Annotated in this window: 16 protein-coding genes; 1 reads left to right on the forward strand and 15 read right to left on the reverse strand. The window is 54.7% G+C overall.

The features are described from left to right. Positions 1-82 precede the first annotated feature (82 nt). The 5 genes from WEB64_RS09470 to leuC form a co-directional block, all read right to left on the reverse strand. Positions 83-3217: a FimV/HubP family polar landmark protein gene (locus tag WEB64_RS09470; protein ID WP_368058704.1), complete on the reverse strand. Its 3135-nt coding sequence runs from the start codon at positions 3215-3217 to the stop codon at positions 83-85. A gap of 465 nt (positions 3218-3682) precedes the next feature. Beyond that, on the reverse strand, positions 3683-4798 hold the full coding sequence (gene asd, locus WEB64_RS09475; protein WP_368058706.1) for an aspartate-semialdehyde dehydrogenase: 1116 nt from the start codon (positions 4796-4798) through the stop codon (positions 3683-3685). A 118-nt stretch (positions 4799-4916) separates the two neighbouring features. Then, a complete protein-coding gene (leuB, locus tag WEB64_RS09480; RefSeq protein ID WP_368058708.1) occupies positions 4917-5990 on the reverse strand; it encodes a 3-isopropylmalate dehydrogenase in 1074 nt (357 codons plus the stop codon). A 16-nt stretch (positions 5991-6006) separates the two neighbouring features. Further along, positions 6007-6645, reverse strand: coding sequence for a 3-isopropylmalate dehydratase small subunit (leuD, locus tag WEB64_RS09485; protein ID WP_368058710.1), 639 nt, complete (start codon positions 6643-6645; stop codon positions 6007-6009). A gap of 10 nt (positions 6646-6655) precedes the next feature. Next, positions 6656-8074 (reverse strand): 3-isopropylmalate dehydratase large subunit, encoded by a 1419-nt coding sequence (gene leuC / locus WEB64_RS09490; RefSeq protein ID WP_368058712.1) that lies wholly within the window; start codon positions 8072-8074, stop codon positions 6656-6658. Positions 8075-8241: 167 nt separating this feature from the next. Here leuC and WEB64_RS09495 point away from each other — a divergent pair, with 167 nt between their 5' ends. Next, positions 8242-9108, forward strand: coding sequence for a LysR family transcriptional regulator (locus WEB64_RS09495; protein WP_368058714.1), 867 nt, complete (start codon positions 8242-8244; stop codon positions 9106-9108). Here the strand turns inward: WEB64_RS09495 and WEB64_RS09500 are convergent. From WEB64_RS09500 to WEB64_RS09545, 10 genes are all read right to left on the reverse strand, one after another. After that, positions 9105-10271, reverse strand: coding sequence for an MFS transporter (locus WEB64_RS09500; protein ID WP_368058716.1), 1167 nt, complete (start codon positions 10269-10271; stop codon positions 9105-9107). The two genes, WEB64_RS09495 and WEB64_RS09500, sit on opposite strands and share 4 nt — an antisense overlap. Positions 10272-10319: 48 nt before the next feature. Beyond that, complete coding sequence (aroC, locus tag WEB64_RS09505; RefSeq protein WP_368058718.1) at positions 10320-11417, reverse strand: chorismate synthase; 1098 nt, start codon at positions 11415-11417, stop codon at positions 10320-10322. Between the two features lie 35 nt (positions 11418-11452). Next, positions 11453-12358, reverse strand: a complete 906-nt coding sequence (prmB, locus tag WEB64_RS09510) for a 50S ribosomal protein L3 N(5)-glutamine methyltransferase (protein WP_368058720.1) — start codon at positions 12356-12358, stop codon at positions 11453-11455. A 114-nt stretch (positions 12359-12472) separates the two neighbouring features. Further along, positions 12473-13684, reverse strand: a complete 1212-nt coding sequence (locus tag WEB64_RS09515; protein ID WP_368058722.1) for a patatin-like phospholipase family protein — start codon at positions 13682-13684, stop codon at positions 12473-12475. 34 nt (positions 13685-13718) lie between these two features. Continuing rightward, positions 13719-14621 (reverse strand): DUF4892 domain-containing protein, encoded by a 903-nt coding sequence (locus tag WEB64_RS09520; RefSeq protein ID WP_368058724.1) that lies wholly within the window; start codon positions 14619-14621, stop codon positions 13719-13721. After that, positions 14611-15522 carry an alpha/beta fold hydrolase gene (locus tag WEB64_RS09525; RefSeq protein WP_368058726.1) on the reverse strand — a complete coding sequence of 304 codons (912 nt, stop codon included), beginning with the start codon at positions 15520-15522 and terminating at the stop codon, positions 14611-14613. Before WEB64_RS09525 ends, WEB64_RS09520 begins: the two co-directional genes overlap by 11 nt. Positions 15523-15538: 16 nt before the next feature. Continuing rightward, positions 15539-15889 carry a PilZ domain-containing protein gene (locus WEB64_RS09530; protein ID WP_368058728.1) on the reverse strand — a complete coding sequence of 117 codons (351 nt, stop codon included), beginning with the start codon at positions 15887-15889 and terminating at the stop codon, positions 15539-15541. A gap of 124 nt (positions 15890-16013) precedes the next feature. Then, positions 16014-17012 carry a DNA polymerase III subunit delta' gene (locus WEB64_RS09535; RefSeq protein ID WP_368058730.1) on the reverse strand — a complete coding sequence of 333 codons (999 nt, stop codon included), beginning with the start codon at positions 17010-17012 and terminating at the stop codon, positions 16014-16016. Positions 17013-17036: 24 nt separating this feature from the next. After that, positions 17037-19100, reverse strand: coding sequence for a DUF3488 and DUF4129 domain-containing transglutaminase family protein (locus WEB64_RS09540; RefSeq protein WP_368058732.1), 2064 nt, complete (start codon positions 19098-19100; stop codon positions 17037-17039). Continuing rightward, positions 19090-19929: a DUF58 domain-containing protein gene (locus tag WEB64_RS09545; RefSeq protein WP_368058734.1), complete on the reverse strand. Its 840-nt coding sequence runs from the start codon at positions 19927-19929 to the stop codon at positions 19090-19092. Before WEB64_RS09545 ends, WEB64_RS09540 begins: the two co-directional genes overlap by 11 nt. Positions 19930-20120 lie beyond the last annotated feature (191 nt).

Consider the following 20120-nt stretch of genomic DNA (forward strand, 5'->3'; position numbering starts at 1 on the left):
CTAAAGGTACAAGTAACAAAACAAAACGCCGGTTACCTTTCGGGTACCGGCGTTTTGCGCACGATGGGGCAATTATAACGAATCAGGCCAGATCTTTAAGCAGATCCTGTGCTTCCGTTTTCTGTTCATCGCTGCCTTCAATCGAAACCTCCTCAAGAATATCCCGAGCACCGTCCGAATCTCCCATTTCGATGTAGGCCCGGGCAAGATCAAGCTTGGTAGCGGCTTCGTCAGTTCCTGAGAGGAAATCGAAGTCGTCGTCATCGTCCCCAAGTTCAGACTCATCAATTTCACGACTCATCGACCTTGCAGATGAAGCGGGTGCTGCCTCATCGCTTACATCTGAGCCGGGTTCAACAAGCGGCGCATCATCTTCGTTATCCAACTCATCTTCAAGAGATGGCACTTCATCGGCGTCGTCTGATTTATCGGCAACCTCTTCCATCAGAGCCAGATCTTCATCGGAGACATCCAACTCGAGATCATCAAGATCTTCGTCAGAAGCAAGTGCCTCTTCTTCACTGTCCTCACTCGCCACCTTTTCAAGCTCCGCATCGAGTTCGTCCAGGAAGGATTCATCAAGTGAACCGTCTTCAGACGTTGTCAGCTCATCATCGTCCAGAGAAGGCAATTCATCTTCGCTTTCTTCCGGCAGACGATCAAGATCGCCATCATCATCCAGATCAAGAGAGGCGAACTCGTCGCCCAGATCCAGCGGCTCATCATCGGAGTCCAAGTCTTTTTCGTCCTCGACCGAGTTCGAGAGTTCCTCCTCCAGTGAGCCTTCGGATTCCAGCCTCTCCTCGTTGACGGAGGATTTTTCAAGCGCCGATACATCGTATTCTATCGGTTCATCACTCTCGTCGACTTCTTCACTCTCCAATGACCTGTTCAGATCATCCTCAAGCTCGAAGCTTTCCAATGAGGTATCGAACTGACTTTCACGAGGCTCCATTTCAGCAGCCTCATTGAAAGAGTATGAGGTCTCCTCTTCCTGGTCGGTGTCCGAGGCAACCGCAGACCCGTAGGTGTCAGAGCGCAACTGCGACTCGAGATCATCGATGCTGGGCATGGCTTCCGCTTCATTGAGGCGCAACCTCAGTGCTGACGCTTCTTCAACCGCTTGCTCATCGCCCAGCGTCTCCAGTTCACTGAACTGCTTTTCGAACGCACCACGATCCTGACTGTCGGCATAGACTGCAAGCAACTTCAGTCGTAAATCCGTTCGGCTGGGCTCGCGGGAAATTGCCGTTTCCAAAGAGTGCGCTGCCTGATCCAGTCGGCCATACGCAATGTAGACGTCAGCGTCTGAAATCGGGTCACTTTCCCCCGGTGGCTCCTCCGGTTCATCATGATCATCGAGCGTCAGATCAAAGCCATCAGAATCTTCGTCCGATTCATTGTGCAATTGCTCGTAGAAAGCTTTCTCGCGGTTGGCGTTGCGACGAGCAAGCAACAATAGCAACAGAAGCAAAAGTACAAGCCCACCTCCCAGCGCAATCTGGTATAGCGGGTTGTTGCTGATCGCATCGATCGTATTGCCCAGGAAGCCCTTATCAACGGGCCGTTCAGCGGGTGGCATTTTGGCATCAGGCTTCTGTTCGGTCTGCGTAACCGGTGGGGCCGCTGCCATCTCGGAGCCTGTATTACCGGCAGTGTCGTCCCCGGCATCGGTCCCACCGGATAAAGACTGTGCCTCGGCATTAGTCGTGGCAACATCACCCTGCCCAGCGGAATCGCCAGGCGCCGGTGCTTCCTGACCTCCGTTGGCCGCTTCTACATCGCGACCGGTGTCGGTGTCGGTATCAGTTTCGATATCGACACTTGTCTCGGTGGCAGTATCGGCATCCGTCGCCGCCTCGATGCCGGTATCCGTCTCACTCTCAGTGGCCTCTTCGACAGTAGCCTGTTCTACAGTGGCTTCTTCTGAGGAAGTTGTGTCAGAGTCAGATTGGTCTCCGCTGGCGGGGCCTGCATTTTCATCATTCGTCGTCGAACCGCCTTCTGCCACGTCAGTTTCGTCTGCCATGCGACTGTCAGTAGTTTCAGCGCTCTCTGTCTCTGTCTCTGTCTCTGTCTCTGCCTGGGCCATTGCCTGCAAGTCAGCCAACTGGGAATCTTTCAGCTCTATCAAACGCTGAAGTGTCTCTACCTGAGATTGCAGATCATCGACTCGCGTCGTCAGTTCTTCATTCTCCCGGCGTGACTCATCCAGGCTTTCAAGGGCAGCGGCACGATCTGCTTCAGACCCTCCGGTACTGCTACCATCCGACCCCGCAGAGGCTCCGTCTTCTGACGACCTCGGCCCATCGCCAGGTACTATTAACCGGAGTTCGTCACCACTTTGATCGGGCGTTGAGCCGGTTGCTGCTGTCTGCGGGGCCTGTTCAGTTCCGTCGACTTCCCGGGCAGGACGGGTCAATGCTTCATTCTGGGCGGTTACCTGACGAACGGCTTCGGCGCGGGTTCGCGTCTGAATTTGATCCTGGTCAGGAATGCGCAGTACTTCGCCGCGCTTGAGTTTGTTGATGTTGCCATCAATAAACGCATTCGGGTTCAGGTCCTGCAGAGCCAACATGACCTGCTGTGGGCTGAGGCTCTCATTCGGTCGAACAGCCACAGCGATACCCCAAAGCGTGTCAGTAGCACTGGTTGGCCCGAATGTATTGTCTGGGGAGACCCGGGGAGACGACGATGTTGCCTGACCCTGAGATTGTCGGGTCGGAGCACGCGAGGCCGCCTGCTGCCGGGGAGGTTCTGCTGGACTGGCAGCAGAGGACGTCGCCTGCACCTGCTCCTGGAGCCCTGATTCTTCTGCGTAAATCGGCGGATCAACCAGAACGGCGTACTCACGCATTAGCCGACCACTGGGCCACGTCACTTCCAGCAGAAAGTTAAGATAGGGTTCACGCACGGGTTCACGGGAGGTGACGTTGACCATCAGCTCACCGTTAGGCGCAGTAACAACTTCAAATCTCAGATTACTAAGGAAAAAGTCTCGGGTTAAACCCAGCCTTTCGTAACTTTGCTGGGAGGCGAGTTCGACGAATACTTCGTCACGACTGACACCCTCCGTCTTCAACAGACGGATATCTGCATCCAATGGCTCGTTCAGAAAGGACTGAAGTTCAACTTCTCCCAACCCCAGTGCCTGAGCAACACCAGAGCCAAGCCCTCCTGCCAAGGCCAGGGCAATCGCAAGCTTGCGTACCTTCATGCTTTTTCCTTACCAGTCTCCGTTATTCGTTACTGTTTTTTTTAAACAGAATCGGACGAGGTTGGATGACTTCCGTCTTGATATGTCTAGTTATTATGGGTGTTGCCGATTTTACATTTGCGCAAGTATTGTTGATAAAACCAGTTTTATCAATCAATCACACACAATCATTGGACCATTCTTTCATGAAGATGGTGGAACTTACTGTCAACACTGGTTCCAGTCTGTAACCGGGCGGTTATTAAACGTGACAGGATGCCCATTAATCACGAGAAACAGCGTAAATAACCTACTTTTGAAAGTAATAGGAGCGAAGACTGTTTACAGCCTTCGCCCCAATTAAATTACGTAAAACCGGACTCAGTTCCATTTTCGCGGTTAAAACCGCTCCTACGATTTATCCAAGTATCGGTGGCTTCCCGTAGGAGCGGTTTTAACCGCGATTCTGGCATTCAAACTGCCCAATCAACGCTCCTGCAAAATTCGCAGCATACGTCTGAGCGGCTCCGCAGCGCCCCAGAGCAACTGATCTCCAACAGTGAAGGCGGAAATATATTCCGGCCCCATTGCCAGCTTTCGGATCCGACCTATGGGCACATTTAACGTACCGGTAACTTTGGCGGGGGTCAGTTCCCTGATACTCGCATCGCGCTCATTGGGAATGACTTTTACCCAATCATTGGCGTTTGCCAGAATTGTTTCTATTTCACTTATCGGCAGGTCCTTGCGGAGCTTGATAGTCATCGCCTGACTATGGCTTCGCATCGCGCCAATACGCACACAAATACCATCAATGGGAATGGGGTTGGCAGTGCGGCCCAGGATCTTGTTAGTCTCGCTCTGCGCTTTCCACTCTTCCTTGCTCTGGCCGTTATCCAACTGCTTGTCGATAAACGGAATCAGGCTACCAGCCAATGGCACTTCAAAATGGTCAGTCGGAAAACCATCAGAGCGCAAGGTTTCTGTAACCTTTCGGTCAATCTCGAGGATGGCCGATGATGGCTGATCCAGGAGGTCCGACACGCTATCCCTCAGTTCTCCCATTTGTGACAACAGTTCTCGCATGTTCTGGGCACCGGAACCTGAGGCCGCCTGATAGGTCATGGGTGATACCCATTCAATCAGGTCTTTTTCCAGCAAGCCACCCAACGCAAGCATCATCAGGCTAACGGTACAGTTGCCACCAATAAAGTCTTTGGTGCCTCTATCCAGCGCTTCATCAATGACGTTGCGATTGACAGGGTCCAGAACGATAACCGAGTGATCCGCCATGCGCAGTGTGGAGGCGGCATCAATCCAGTAACCCTGCCAGCCTGCTTCGCGGAGTTTCGGGAAGACTTCGCTGGTGTAATCGCCCCCCTGACAGGTCACGATCACATCGAGTTCTTTTAATGCGTCCAGATCAAACGCATTTTTCAATGCTGGCACATCTGACTTGCCAACATCCGGCGCAGGTTGTCCGGCCTGGGACGTCGAAAAGAACACCGGATTAATATCGGCGAAATCGTTTTCTTCCTGCATACGCTGCATGAGCACGGAACCAACCATACCCCGCCAGCCAACTAGTCCAACTCGCTTCATGTGCGACCTTTGAACCTCATTTTATGCCAGCCCTGAGCCTCTCTCGCCGGCTCAGGACCGGATGGATGATCCCGCGGTAACGGCATCGTGCTACCGTCGGGTTTGAAAGTCTGCTAATTCAAAGCGCTGCCAGTACAGCTTCGCCCATTTCCCGGGTGCTTACCCGTTGGCCACCGTCTGCCATGATATCCGCGGTTCTCAGGCCCTGGTCCAGAACACTACTGACGGCCGCTTCAATAGCACAGGCTGCCTCTTCTGCATTCAGGCTATATCGCAGCATCATGGCGACAGACAGAATCGTTGCCAGGGGATTGGCAATACCCTGCCCGGCAATATCTGGCGCTGAGCCGTGGCAAGGTTCATACATACCCTGCTTTTCGGAATTCAGAGCCGCTGACGGCAACATGCCGATCGAGCCGGTTAACATGGCCGCTTCATCTGAAAGAATATCACCAAACATGTTGCCGGTCACAATCACATCGAACTGTTTCGGCGCCCGAACCAATTGCATGGCGGCGTTATCAACGTACATGTGGCTGAGTTCAACATCGGGATAATCTTTCGCAAGCTCGTTCATGATTTCACGCCACAGCACCGTCACTTCCAGCACGTTGGCCTTATCCACCGAGCAAAGCTTTCCGTTTCGCTGGCGCGCTGCTTCGAACGCAACGCGACCGATGCGGCGGATTTCCGACTCGCTGTAAACGTAGGTATTGAAACCCTGTCGCTCACCATTCTCCAGTACACGCTCGCCCCGGGGCTGGCCAAAATAAATACCCCCGGTGAGCTCGCGCACAATGAGGATATCCAGCCCGGAGACAACCTCAGGCTTTAGCGACGAGGCGGAGGCCAGCTGTGGGTAGAGGATTGCTGGCCGCAGGTTGGCAAACAGCTCCAGCCCCGAGCGTAACCCCAGCAGCCCTTTCTCAGGTCGCAAGGCCATCTCAAGGTGATCCCATTTGGGACCGCCGACCGCGCCAAGCAGAATGGCATCCGCTTTCTGAGCCTTATCGATGGTTTCTTTTGGCAGCGGACCGCCGGTAGCATCAATAGCCGAACCGCCCACCAGGGCAGAATCGAAATCCAGATTCAGCCCAAAAGACTCGTTGACCTTGCGCAGCACTTTTTCGGCCTCTGCCACAATTTCGGGGCCTATGCCGTCACCCGGCAATAACAATACTGACTGGCTCATTCATCCTTCCCTTATTTCAGTGAAACAACCAGGGCGCACTCTGCCGCCGGGCGTCCTCATATTCTTTAATCAGTGCGGCATTTTCCAGCGTGACCCCGATATCATCAAGGCCATTCAGGAGACAGTGACGACGGAAGTCGTCGACATCAAAACTGAAAGTCTCGGTCGACGGTGTCACCACCGATTTATTCTCCAGGTCGATGGCGAGTTCATAACCTTCGGAAGCGTCACATTCACCAAATAGTTGATCAACAATTTTTTCATCAAGAACAATAGGTAACAAACCATTCTTAAAGCAATTATTATAAAAAATATCCGCAAAACTCGGGGCTATGATGACCCGGAAGCCATAGTCATCCAACGCCCAGGGGGCGTGCTCACGACTCGACCCACAGCCGAAATTGCGCCGCGCCAGCAACACGCTAGCATGGCTGTACCTCGGCTGGTTGAGTACAAAATCCGGATTCAGCGGGCGTTCAGAGCAATCCTGATCCGGCTTGCCCTCATCCAGATAGCGCGCAGCATCGAACAGGTTTGGCCCGAACCCCGTACGCTTGATGGACTTGAGAAACTGTTTCGGAATAATCAGGTCCGTATCCACATTGGCACGGTCCATGGGAGCGACGATTCCTTTATGTTGCTTTAATGGGCGCATGGCGCTCTCCTCAATGAATCAGTTCACGAACGTCGGTGAAGTAGCCGGTAATCGCTGCTGCGGCCGCCATCGCCGGGCTAACCAGATGGCTACGGCCACCGAAGCCCTGCCGACCTTCAAAATTCCGGTTCGACGTCGAGGCGCAATGCTCGCCCTGCCCGAGTTTGTCAGCGTTCATCGCCAGACACATCGAGCATCCCGGATCACGCCACTCAAGGCCTGCCTCAAGAAATATTCTGTCCAGACCCTCCTGCTCTGCCTGGACTTTCACCAGGCCGGAGCCGGGTACGACCATCGCCTGCTTGAGAGTCGGCGATACTTTACGGCCTTTCACAACCGCTGCAGCCTCCCGTAAATCCTCGATGCGGGAATTGGTGCAGGAACCGATGAACACGCGATCAAGCCGGATGTCGGAGATCGGCATATTCGCGGTCAGACCCATATACTTCAGGGCGCGGACGATACCTTCACGCTTGATGGGGTCCGCTTCCTTATCCGGGTCGGGCACGAAGCCATCAATTCCGGTCACCATTTCCGGCGAAGTGCCCCAAGTCACCTGTGGGCCGATCTCAGCGGCATCAAGCACAACCACTTTGTCGAACACCGCGTCGTCGTCGCTGTGGAGAGTACGCCAGTGCTCGACAGCCCGGTCCCAGGAGTCACCAGAGGGCGAAAAAGGACGGCCACGAACATAGTTAATCGTGGTGTCGTCCACTGCCACCATGCCCACCCGGGCGCCAGCTTCGATCGCCATGTTGCAGATTGTCATCCGGCCTTCCATTGAAAGCTGACGAATAGCGTCACCGCCAAACTCGATCGCGCAGCCCGTACCTCCGGCGGTACCGATGCGACCAATGATCGCCAACACAATGTCTTTGCCAGTGACACCCGGCGCCAGCGTGCCGTCGACACGAACCAGCATGTTCTTCATTTTCTGCTGCACCAGACACTGGGTCGCCAGTACATGTTCGACTTCCGAAGTCCCGATACCGTGAGCGAGAGTGCCAAATGCTCCGTGGGTCGAGGTGTGGGAATCGCCACAGACAATCGACATACCTGGCAGGGTGGCGCCCTGCTCGGGGCCTATAACGTGGACAATACCCTGACGCTGGTCCCTGATCTTGAATTCCAGGATACCGAACTCGTCACAATTGTTATCGAGGGTTTCAACCTGAATCCGCGATACCGGATCCAAGATGCCGTCGATGCCAAGAACACGATCGGTGGTCGGCACGTTGTGATCCGGTGTCGCCAGGTTGGCATCCAGTCGCCAGGGTTTGCGACCGGCAATCCGAAGCCCCTCAAATGCCTGCGGCGATGTCACTTCATGGAGTAAATGACGATCAATATAGATCAGCGCAGAACCGTCGTCCCGTTGCTTCACCAGATGGTCATCCCACAATTTATCGTATAACGTCTTGCCCGCCATGGAAGCCTCCAAAGGCATAATGTTCGAGAACAGTGCAAAAAAGAATTCTGGGTATAAGTCGCTGAGCGTTGCCAGATAAACAAATGATATACCCTACTAGAACATAACCTCAATTCATGTTTATTATAAACTCTATTCCAATTTGGAATTATGACAGAGAGGGTTACATGGACACTCAGGCGCTGGCAGCCTTTTTAGCGGTGGTGGATGAAGGCTCGTTTTCGGAAGCGGCGGAATCCCTACATCTCACTCAGCCGGCTATCAGTAAACGTGTAGCATCTCTCGAGGCGCTCGTGGGGTCACCGGTGATTGACCGAAGCCAGCGCAAACTCAGACTAACGGATGCTGGCACGCGTTTGCTGCCCTACGCTCGCCGAATCCTCGATGAATTGCACAACGCCCGGCTGTCTTTATCAGCCCTTGACGGCGAGGTAAGTGGCCAGCTTTCGCTAATCGCCAGCCACCATATCGGGCTTCACCATTTACCGGCATGGCTTCGCAGGCTGAACCGGGATTTTCCAGAAGTCAGCCTTAGCCTCCAGTTCATGGATTCAGAAAGTGCCTTTGATCAGATGCGTAAACGCAGTGCGGAGCTCGCTTTCGTTACATTAAATGAAAGCATGGATCGCAGTTTCGAGATTCACACCCGCTGGCCCGACCCTATGGCGTTTGTGGTGGGTAATCAACACACCCTGGCGGACATAGCCCAGCCCTCCTTGCAGGATCTCGCCAACTATCCCGCGTTGTTACCAGACAAGGGCACCGCTACCTATCGGGCCATCAGCGCCCTGTTTCTGAATGCAGACCTCACATTGAAGCCGCAGATGCCAACCAATTACCTCGAAACCATCAAGATGATGACGAGTGTCGGTCTTGGCTGGAGTGTATTACCCCAAAGCATGGTAGACGATTCGTTGACCGTGCTCGGAATCGACCAGGATGTTTCCCGGGTGCTGGGAGCCGTGGCCCTGCGCGGAAGAACACTATCGGCTCCCGCCAGAACCCTGCTGGGCATCGTGGGCGAGCTTCATTAGGGGTTCCCAGCAACAGTTGACGGCGGTGGTCGCAGCCATAACCAGGCCACAACCATCGCAAGAGCAATCGCAGCCGCACTCCCCCAGAATGCCAGCGGTGTCCCTGCGCCATCAACGATAAAACCGGACAGCCAGGCCCCAATGGCACCCCCGGCGCCAAACGTGAGCCCGCTGTAGAGCGCCTGCCCCTGACCATGATGGTGGCGGCCAAAATAGCCCTGGATGTAGTGAACCGAAATGGAATGCAGCGCCCCATAGGAAGCTGCGTGCAGGCACTGGGCCACAATAAGCAGCAATAATATCTCTGATACTTCCGCAATCATGATCCAGCGTAATAAAGTGAGTGCCAACGCAGTCAACGCTATCTGACGGATACTGAACGCTCGCATAATGCGGTGCATGATCAGGAAAATACCAATCTCAGCCACCACCCCCAATGACCAGAGCAGGCCAATGGCAAGTTTGCCATAGCCGATCTTCTCAAGATGAATACTGAAAAAGGTGTAGTAGGCTCCATGAGAGACTTGCAACAGCATGTTCATGGCAAAAAACGCCAGTACTGCCGGATCCGATACGATCTTGGCAAGGCGCGCTGTTGTCCCTGCGGGAGGCTTGATTGACTGGCGTTCGGAGGGCACCAGAAAAGATGCGATCACAATGCCCCCGAACAGCGGGAGCAGCAGCCAGGGCAGCCAGTCCAGCGGTAGGATGTCGAGTAACCCGCCAATACCGGCCACCGACACAATGAACCCGACCGATCCCCAAAGGCGCACACGACCGTATCGTTCGCGGTTGCGGCCCAGGCCGTTCAGAGTAATGACTTCGTAAAGCGGAAGTATCGCGTTCCAGAAGAAGGTGAACACCAGCATGACCAGCAACAGGCCATAAAACCCGGGCTCGAGAAAAACGCCGAGAAAGCAAAGCGCTCCCAACACGGAGCCAAAACGCACCAGTCGCACCCGCCGACCCGAACGATCTCCAAGCCAGCCCCAGACATTTGGCGCGATCACTTTGGTCAACTGAATCGTCGCCATCAGCGTGGCGATTTCGAGGTAACTGAACCCCCTGCCCTCCAGGTACAGCGACCAGTAAGGCAGCAACGCCCCCAGCAGGGCAAAAAACCAGAAGTAGAGATTGGACAATCGCCAGTAAATAGCGGTCACCTGTGGGTTGTTACGGAAGCACCAGCAAAGGAAACGAGACTGAAAACCCTATCGTCCGGACTCAATATCCGGGGTGGATACCACGACATCCGCATTCTGACCACGATGACGAAGATAGTGATCCATCAATACGATGGCCATCATGGCTTCGGCAATCGGTGTCGCGCGGATTCCGACACAGGGATCATGGCGTCCCGTAGTAATGACTTCCACGGGCTCCCCGCGTTCATTGATACTACGCCCTGGCAGTCGCAAACTGGATGTGGGCTTGAGTGCGATGCTGGCGAGAATAGGTTGTCCTGAGGAAATGCCTCCCAGAACGCCCCCCGCATGATTTGACAGAAAACCCTCCGGTGTCATTTCATCGCGATGCTCAGTACCCTTCTGGGCAATGCAATCAAACCCGGCGCCAATTTCCACGCCTTTGACAGCGTTGATGCTCATTAAAGCGTGGGCGAGATCCGCATCAAGACGATCAAACACCGGCTCCCCCAACCCCGGAGGCACGTGGTCGGCGACGACATTGATACGGGCGCCTACAGAGTTACCTTCCTTGCGCAGAGCATCCATATACTGCTCCAACTCGGCAACCTTATCGGCATCGGGACAAAAAAACGGGTTTTCATGAACCTGTGACCAGTCAAGTTTATCAATGACGATGGGTCCAAGCTGGGCCAGGTATCCGCGTATCCGGATCCCGAGACGTTGCTGCAAAAACTTGCGTGCAACCGCGCCAGCCGCAACCCGCATGGCGGTCTCCCGGGCGGATGAACGGCCGCCACCACGATAATCCCGGAAGCCATACTTGTGCTGGTAGGTGTAATCAGCGTGGGCAGGGCGAAACTGCTCTGATATTTTCGAGTAATCCTTCGAGCGCTGGTCGGTGTTCTCGATCAGCATACCAATCGGTGTACCTGTGGTTTTCCCCTCGAAAACACCGGACAGAATGCGGACTTCGTCAGCCTCCCGGCGCTGGGTAGTATGTCGGGAGGTTCCGGGCTTGCGACGGTCCAGATCGCCCTGGATATCGGCTTCAGACAGTTCAAGCCCCGGCGGACAGCCATCGATAATGCACCCCAGAGCGAGGCCGTGACTCTCACCAAAGGTGGTCACAGAAAATAGCTTACCGAAAGAATTTCCAGACATAAATCATCATCTTATATGGTTAAATTAAAGCGTTTTCACTGATTTTCAGCCGACCAGGCTGCCAGGTCTTCTGCCGTCAGGAGAAACACCCCATCTCCACCTTGTTCAAACTCCAGCCAGACAAACGGCAGCGCCGGGTAGGCCGCTTCAAGGGCAGGCCAGCTATTACCCACCTCCACAATCAGCAATCCGCCTGGATTCAGCCGGGCATGGGCGCCAGCCAGAATACGGTGAGCAAATTCAAGACCGTCATGGCCCGCTGCGAGGCCGAGCACTGGTTCATGATGAAATTCGTCGGGCATGCTGGCCATGTCATCAGCATCAACATACGGCGGGTTGCTCAGGATAAGATCATAGCGCCCTTCAAGCTCGTTAAATACGTCGGATTGCACTGTTCTGACCCGGTCGCCCAATTCATGCATGGTGATGTTGGCTTCTGCCACGGCCAATGCGTCCGGTGAAATATCAGCCAGATCCACGCGGGCATCGTCGAAAACCGTCGCTGCCGCAATACCAATACACCCACTGCCGGTGCACAAGTCGAGAATACGCTCTACGTGATGATTACCAAGCCACGGCTGTACACCGGTGACAATGAGCTCCGCCAACGGCGAACGGGGGACCAGCACACGTTCGTCAATCTGGAAGGGCATACCCATGAACCAGGCTTCTCCCAACAAATAGGCAAGAGGTATACGCTGGTCGATACGCCGCTCAAGACGCTCCAGAATCAAGTGACGTTCATCCCAGGTCAGATTGGCATCCAAAAACAGCGTATTGTTCTCCAGGGGCAAATGCAGTGTACGCATTACCAGCTGGACCGCCTCGTCCCATACATTGTCAGTACCGTGACCATAAAAGAGATCCGACGCGGCAAATCGCGACGACGCATAACGTAGAAAATCACGGACGGTTTTCAAATCATCAATCGGGTGAGTCACGGATAGCCGGTTCCTGGATTACTGGTTGGCGGTTTGTCCCGCCACTGAGAGGCATTATACGCTGAATTTTCATGCCTCTGCAGCCCTGGCGCGGGCCTGCGCGGAAGCTTTATTCTAAAGTGCCAATGCGCCGGAGCTGCTCTCGTTCTGCTCGAAACGGTCCAGGGCGGCCATCATGCGCTCCCGCCCTAACTGGATCAATTCCGGAGCCTTGTGATAATCGTATGGACTGCAAGCATTTTTGGGGATATTGATCAGCAAATCCGGCGGATAGCCTGCCAACTTATATTGCACCAGGGCGCTTTGCATGGTCTCGATGGCCAGGTTCATAACGTCAAACTTACCAATACCCAGCTTATCCCAGGCAATAGTGTCAGGATCTTCATCTGGTTTATGGTCAGAGTGCTTTTTCTCGGCTTCTTTCTTTTGCGCCTCTTTGCTGAGCTTTTCTTCAGCCGTTTCTTCATCGCCTGGCTTGCCACCAACCTTTTTAAGGACATCCCAGTCGAACCAGCGGGAGGCCTTGCCCCGCATTCTGGTGACCCATTCTTCAAGGTCACTCTCCGGTTCATCTGCAAACGCTGCATCCGGTATACGGTGGCGCCGGTCGTCCTCACCACTGAGGTTAACGGCAAAAATGAGATCAGCATGGGAGGAAATCGTTGGCACGATAGGCAACGGATTCAGCAAAGCGCCATCAACCAGCACACGTCCATTGAGCACCACGGGCGTCACGACACTAGGAATGGCCACCGAGGCCCGTATAGCCTTGTGAAGCGGCCCTTCCTGAAACCAGATTTCTTTATGGGCCAGGAGGTCCGTAGCCACCGCGGTAAACGAGATGGGCAAGTCCTCAATCCGGATGTCTCCCAACATGTCTCGAACCACGGTAAATATCTTGTCACCACGAATCGCCCCGGCGGCTGACAAGGAAATATCCAGCAGTTTCAATACGTCAAACTGACCCAGCCCGGTAACCCAGTCTTTGTAATCCTTCATTTTACCCGCAGCATACACGCCACCAATCAAGGCGCCCATGGAACAGCCGGATATCGCTATAATCTCATAATCCCGCTCAACCAGAGCCTCGATGGCGCCAATATGGGCGTAGCCCCTGGCCCCGCCACTTCCCAGTGTCAGAGCGACGGTTTTTCGCTTGGGGGGTTTTGTCTCTGTGTCCCCGCCGTCGGGTTGCCCTCTGATAGAGAGTTTGTCAGAGGTGACCGCGGCCGAATTGCCAGAAACCACCTGGTTCTCGCTTCGGGTTTCACCAGCTTTGTCATTGTCTTCAGCGGCATCTTTTGCCGGGTCGGAAGCCTTGCTCATCCGCTGTATCTCCATGGCATTTGGAAAATCAGGTTCAAGGAGCCCTGACCACCATAATTTCAATTCTGTCGCCCTGTCGCCCGGGGTCAGTAAATGCGAGCGCAGGCCCAACGATAATCGGTGTTATCTGGTCTTTTCGAACGCCGCTTTTACCGAGCAATACTGTCATCGATTCAACTGCATCCGTGGCCCGACGCATCGATTCCTCAAATGCTCCCTGCTCACCAAGAGTCGAATAACTCACGAGTACCACCCTGTCGGTTTCGGATTGCGTCCATTCCTGCAGCAACCGGCGGTCATTCGCGTTCCAGTCAAAACGGTAGGTCACCCCACCCGACCAAGGCACGATAATCGGTCCACGCAGGCGTGTAGAGCTGGCATGAAAGCCCGGAATTACCGAGCCTTCCGGCACTGACAACTGCTCTGTCCAGACGTATTCACGCTGGTTACCTCTGGTAACGGTGTAAAGCAGTACCACATGGATAGTATCGTCTACATCCCGGTAGGCAGCGGCCAGATAATCCTGATCGGCGTCGCGACCATAAAGCGTGGCCTCATTAAATATCTGATTCGCCCAAACGTTGCTTCTCCCGCAATCCCTGCCAGTGCAGTCAAACAAAATGACCGCATTACGCGAAGCCAGCTCGTTCAGATAGTAATCTTTGGCTTCATCGCGGCCAGAATCCGGACTTATTTGCATTCGCTGGCCAACTCCGCGCACGGCAAGGCGGACAAGGGAGTCGGACCGAATTTCATTGTTTACCTCCCGAACCGGGCTAAGAAGGATGCGGTGGCTCGGTGAGATGATCGGGCGCTCCGCTTCCAGGGTAGCAAGCGGGAACGGCTCAATCTTCGCCGCTTGCGCCGCGGATACCGACAACATCAAAACCAACAGGTAACAGCTGGCACGAACGAAACCCACTACGTTAAAGCTCATGAAACAAAAACCTCCTGACCGCTTCTTTTACAGGTGCGGTATCACCATCGAGGTGACAATGATGTGTACCTGGTACTACGACCCTATTGAAAGAAGGGACCGCTTCAAGGCGCGAACACCAAAACTTACGCTCAGCTAGCAGGCCTTTATCTGCGAGTACCAGGAGCGTATCGGTGGTCACCGCTTCCAGGAAAGCGATGGCCTGAGGTTCTGCAAACAGCATTGGTGAGGGATGGCGCAGTTTCGGATCCGTCCTCCACTCAAAACCATCTCTCATCGGCTTCAGGTTCCGCGGTACCAATGTCATCGCTGCCTCATGGGAAAGCGGACTCAGCCCGCCCTCCCTCGCTTTTGCCGCTTCGGCTATGGTTGTGTAATGGGCACTGCGACCAGACCCAGCGATACGTTTCGTAATGCTCTTTTGAAGCTGGCCGACCACATCATCCGCGCCTCTAGTGATCGGACCCAGACTGTCGATCAACACCAGCTTGCGGACCTTTTCCGAATGGGCAGCCGCATACATCATAGCGACAATACCGCCAAGGGAATGAGCAACCAGATCAATCGGCGCGTCAAACTCGTTTTCCACCAGCATGGCTAGGTCGGCGACATAATCTACCAATAAATAGCTTTGCCCTGATGGTCGGTGGTCTGATAGCCCGTGACCGGCCATATCAACCGCGTAAACGTCGGTAAAGTCCTGTAAGCCCGGGGCCAGGTGCGTAAAAGACAGGCTATTATCCAACCAGCCATGAAGCATGATCACGGGTGGATGCTGAGGCGACGGTGCTTTTGAGGGCCAGTGAAGACCTGACAGCGACATATGGGGCAGTGTCCAGCGCATTTCATGACAAATAGCCACGCTGGCTTGGCTGGCGTCGAAAACAGAAGTTTGTGTCATTGAACGAAGCAATGCCTTACATGGTGTGGGTCGGTCGATCCGAGCTGAGAGCACCGGCAAGATAGGACTCAATCTTGTTTTTGGCGGTTTCATCGTCACTGTTGAACTGAACCCCGATGCCAGCGGCGCGGTTACCCTGGGCTCCTTTGGGCGTAATCCAGACAACTTTACCGGCTACAGGGATCTTATCCGGCTCGTCCATGAGATTAAGCAAAAGAAAAACCTCATCACCAAGCTGGTACTGTTTCTGGGTGGGGATAAAAAGACCCCCCTGGCGTATATAAGGCATATACGCTGCGTACAGCACGGCCTTATCTTTGATTGTCAGGGTCAGAATGCCACTGCGTGCGCCGAAACCAGGCCCCATAACTCTATCCTTTCATCAACGTAATTGTCTTGTCAGCGTTGCCGCCTTGCAAGCCACCAAAGCTTTTTAACGAATCATAGCAGGCTTGGTGACGATTCACCCTCGCGCTGTTGTTATTCGATTGTTATCCGGCCCGACGTTTACGGACCGGCATGAGGCTGCGCCACTGTATCAGAAGTCGCTGTGCTTCGAGCTCAGGATTCGCATTGTAAATACTGGCCGAGCGGGCCTCATGGATAGCATCCCGCAACTGGTGCGCCCGGAAAGCGGGGTTAACCGACGCCAGAAATGACAACATCTCTGCAGCATCGCTGTCTCGTGGGGTTCCCCCTGCACTCGTCCGGGCGAGATCCGCCGCCCAGACTTCCATTAACCAGAGTGTGGCTTCCAGGCCCAGTGCCTTGAACGGCCTGGAAGCTTCAGATACCGGAATTTCAGATTTCATATAACGACGAAACGCCTTTAAGGCATCAGCCCGCAGTGACAGAAAATCACCCGCCAGATAATCGAATGCCAGCCTCGGTGCAAACCCCGCCAGCTCCAGCGCCTGCCTTTGCAACTCATCACCATACTCCACGCCAGTATCCGCCAGTTTACCCTGCAACCATTGCTGAGCGATGTCTGTCGAGGGTGTAGGAATCAGCAATCGCTGGCAACGCGACATCAGGGTAGGCAGAATTGGCCGTCCGGTTTCCTGTAACAGCAATAACACCACGTCTGCCGAAGGCTCCTCCAGAGTCTTGAGCAGAGCGTTGGCAGCATTAATATTCAATTGATCCGCCCGGTCCACAATGATCAGCTTCCGGCGGGCAACCTGGGGAGATGCCACCGCAAAGCCAGAGAGTGCTCTGATCTGATCCACCTTGATCATGCGGGATTTTTCCGGGGCATATACCCGAACATCCGGATGGGATTCACCAGCAAGCAACTCACATTGCTTACACTTGCCGCACGCTACCAGCGCTTGATCGACAGGCTGGTCACACACCAGAAACGATGACACTTCTTCAGCGAATGCCCGTTTGCCAACACCCTTCTCCCCGGCAATCAATAGCGCATGGGGAAGCTGGCTTGCAGTAAATCGGCCGTGTACGGACGCCCTTGCCGCATCGAGCCAGGGCATTGCATGTTCCGGTGTGTGCAAGGTTTACCTCGATTTCAATGGGCGTTTGTCAGTTTGATGCAGCGCTGCGCGGAAATTCGCCAACAGCCGCCGCATGCGCGCAAGATCCTGTTTTCGAGTGTGTCGGGGCGACTGGTATGAAGCTCCATAGTAATGATTGTTCACACCTCGAGCAAAGGCCTCAGCTGGCTTTTGCGCAGCGGGGTATGCCTGCCCTACCTTACGGGCAATCTGATCCGGAGTGTCACCGGCTTCGAAACCAATACCCCTGCGCGCCACCAGACGGTGCCAGCGATGAAGTAAACGGGTATAGGGGTCACGGGACCGGCCTGTGTGCTGCTGCCACAGGCTGATAAGTCCGGCGACCAGTAACGCCACGCCGACCAGGCCCGCACTGACATAACCCAACTCCCGCAATCCCAACCCTCCGGGCAAACGCGACATCAGATCCATCTGGGACTGGCCCTGATAGCCGACCACCCAGCGCTGCCATTGATAGTTGAGCCGGTCCATGTACAACGACGCCCACTGTACAACGGCCAAATCACCGTACCGTTGCGGCGACGTCCAGTTGTTCTCCAGGAATGAGCCTTCTTCCGCCACGGCTTCACGCAACCCACTTTCAATACGGTCGGGAGAAATCGCCGCGGTCGGGTCCATGCGCGTCCAGCCGGATTCAGACAGCCAGACTTCAACCCAGGCATGGGCATCGTATTGGCGGACCAGTACATACTCGCCCTCAGCAACGACTTCACCGCCCTGATACCCCACCACCACACGGGCCGGAACGCCCGCTGCACGCAGCAGGAACGTGGCCGCGCTGGCGTAATGCGCACAGAAGCCGCGCTTTTCATCGAACAGAAGAGCATCAACTCCGTTCTCTAGCATTACCGGTGGTCGGAGGGTGTAAAAATACTCGTTATAACGAAAACGCTCCAGAATGGACTGTGCCAACGCCCTTGGGCCATTGGTGTTCTGCTTCAGATCGGCCGCTAAAGCGCGTGCACGTGGGTTGCCGTCAGACGGCAACTGAAGATAACGGCGACGATCAAGATCTGACAGCGGGTCACCATCGCGTTGATTGACGCCCTCGGACCCAAAAGCCATGCGATAGCGCACGCTGGTATCCGCCGGTCGTCTGAAGCGGAATAACTCGCCGGGAGCAGACTGGACGTTATTCGACACCACTACAGAATTTTCAAGCGCAAACGCCCATTGCTGATTTGTGGCATCCAGCAAAACGTCGTACTGATTCACCTTCAATGCTCCAATACCGCCATCCAGAGCCACCCTGCCAGGCCTCAGAAGCGGAGCATCGTCCCACTGATCCCAGGTTTCACCGTCAAAGCGGTCCAGAATCAAACCACGCCAGTAACGGTCTCTGTGCGCGGGAATGGGGCCACCAAAGGTCGCCCGAAAGGCCCGTTCACTGGACTGTGCAAGACCTGATATTGAGCCGGGCGTCATGGTGTCACTGATGCCGGTTATGCCGCGGTCCGAGACTAACGGCACACTCCAGAGGGGCGACATACGGGGGAAAAACACGAATAGCAGGAGAACAATGGGCAGCGTTTTCAGCGTCATCATGCCCAGTCGCTTCCAGCTCGCTTTGATTGCTCCTGCCATGGTTGGCGCGTTGAGCAATTGCAGACCGATCAGCAAAAACACCACGCCAGCCAGATTCATCAATGTCCAGCCAATACCCTGCTGGAACAGGAAGTTCACCGCTGCAAGATAGGTGAGAATGAAAAACAGCACGTAGAAATCCCGCGACGCACGGGTTTCAAGCCATTTCAGTCCAACCGCCAGCACGAAAAAGGACGCTGCGGTATCCACGGAGAAGTGACCGTTCACCGTCGCAACATAGAGTGCGACGGTCGCAAGCATAATCGTGGTACGGAGAATACGGCCAGGCAAACGAAACCGGCCCATTTGCGCCAGCCAGCGCCAACCGGCCAGAGTAATGCAGACAGCCATCAGCCAAACCGGCAACCGATCAAACTGTGGCAGTATCAGAATTCCAAAACTGGCGATAAGCCATATCAAGGCGCAAGTGGGAATGCCGTGCTCGTTAACTTCAACCTTCATCCCGCACCCCGAACACGGCCAGGGCGCGGAGACAGCGTACCTTGTGGGCGGCGCCATCATCAGGCTCGATTACCTGACCGGGCAACTTCAAACCATAGGGAGAACCTGACCTTTCGCGGTCCAGCACCTGGGCACTGAGGTAACTCAGCCGCAGCTCCGGATCAGTGCCCGGAAAGGCATCGTAGTCCAGCCACTGGGGGCTACCCCGCTCGCCCTCCCAGTCCGCAATGATCATATCGCCACTACGTGCATACCGCTTCCAGAGTACCCGTTGGCTAAGATCACCAGCACGCCATGGCCGCAATTCAGCGTGATCGTGCCCTTCGCTGGAGCGTTCTTCGGCCGCATTGTCGCCACTCGCTGACGGCACACCCTTGTCTGGCGGTGTTATAGGCCGAGGAAAGACTACGCCCTGCGCCGCCGGACGCATCCAGGACCAGGCGCTCAGCAGACCGAAGGGAAAGCGGGTTTCGACCCGAAGCTGGTCCATACTCAGGTAACCCCGAGCTGAGGATTTGATCAACACTACCAGATCGATAGGCTCGCCAGCGTGTATATTCTGATGCTCCAGATGACGGTCGTTTGTGGACAGCCGGACTGCTGCAGCATTTTCGTCTGGTGCGGCGGCGCGGAGAGTAAACGGGATATCATCACCGGCGAAGCCATCGCCAGCCTTGATCAACGTCAGCTCAAGACCAGACAGATTACGATGAGTCTGGTGCATCGCGGCAACAAAGATGGCACCCAGCAAAAAGGTCATCAGGTAGATGAGACTGTTCTGGTAGTTGATGCCGGTGAGCAACATAATGATCAACAAAAAGCCGAACACGATCCCGGCACCGGTAGGCAAGATAAAGATATTTTTCTGAACAAAACGCTGGGTATCCGACCTGGGGATCCGTTTATGAACCCACCGACTCCACCGTCTTCTTAGCGCTTTAACCATCTACTGCTCTCTGTTTTCTGCCTGCGGTATATTCAGGGAACCTCTGAATTCTGAATTGTGAGCTGGCTCCATGT

This window comes from Marinobacter sp. (genome assembly GCF_040882185.1).
In the GTDB taxonomy this organism is placed as follows: Bacteria; Pseudomonadota; Gammaproteobacteria; order Pseudomonadales; family Oleiphilaceae; genus Marinobacter.

Coding starts and splice junctions, on each gene's coding strand:
- WEB64_RS09470 (WP_368058704.1), bottom strand. CDS start 3,217: ATGAAGGTACGCAAGCTTGCGATTGCCCTGGCCTTGGCAGGAGGGCTT.
- asd (WP_368058706.1), bottom strand. CDS start 4,798: ATGAAGCGAGTTGGACTAGTTGGCTGGCGGGGTATGGTTGGTTCCGTG.
- leuB (WP_368058708.1), bottom strand. CDS start 5,990: ATGAGCCAGTCAGTATTGTTATTGCCGGGTGACGGCATAGGCCCCGAA.
- leuD (WP_368058710.1), bottom strand. CDS start 6,645: ATGCGCCCATTAAAGCAACATAAAGGAATCGTCGCTCCCATGGACCGT.
- leuC (WP_368058712.1), bottom strand. CDS start 8,074: ATGGCGGGCAAGACGTTATACGATAAATTGTGGGATGACCATCTGGTG.
- WEB64_RS09495 (WP_368058714.1), top strand. CDS start 8,242: ATGGACACTCAGGCGCTGGCAGCCTTTTTAGCGGTGGTGGATGAAGGC.
- aroC (WP_368058718.1), bottom strand. CDS start 11,417: ATGTCTGGAAATTCTTTCGGTAAGCTATTTTCTGTGACCACCTTTGGT.
- WEB64_RS09515 (WP_368058722.1), bottom strand. CDS start 13,684: ATGAGCAAGGCTTCCGACCCGGCAAAAGATGCCGCTGAAGACAATGAC.
- WEB64_RS09520 (WP_368058724.1), bottom strand. CDS start 14,621: ATGAGCTTTAACGTAGTGGGTTTCGTTCGTGCCAGCTGTTACCTGTTG.
- WEB64_RS09525 (WP_368058726.1), bottom strand. CDS start 15,522: ATGACACAAACTTCTGTTTTCGACGCCAGCCAAGCCAGCGTGGCTATT.
- WEB64_RS09530 (WP_368058728.1), bottom strand. CDS start 15,889: ATGGGGCCTGGTTTCGGCGCACGCAGTGGCATTCTGACCCTGACAATC.
- WEB64_RS09535 (WP_368058730.1), bottom strand. CDS start 17,012: ATGCCCTGGCTCGATGCGGCAAGGGCGTCCGTACACGGCCGATTTACT.
- WEB64_RS09540 (WP_368058732.1), bottom strand. CDS start 19,100: ATGAAGGTTGAAGTTAACGAGCACGGCATTCCCACTTGCGCCTTGATA.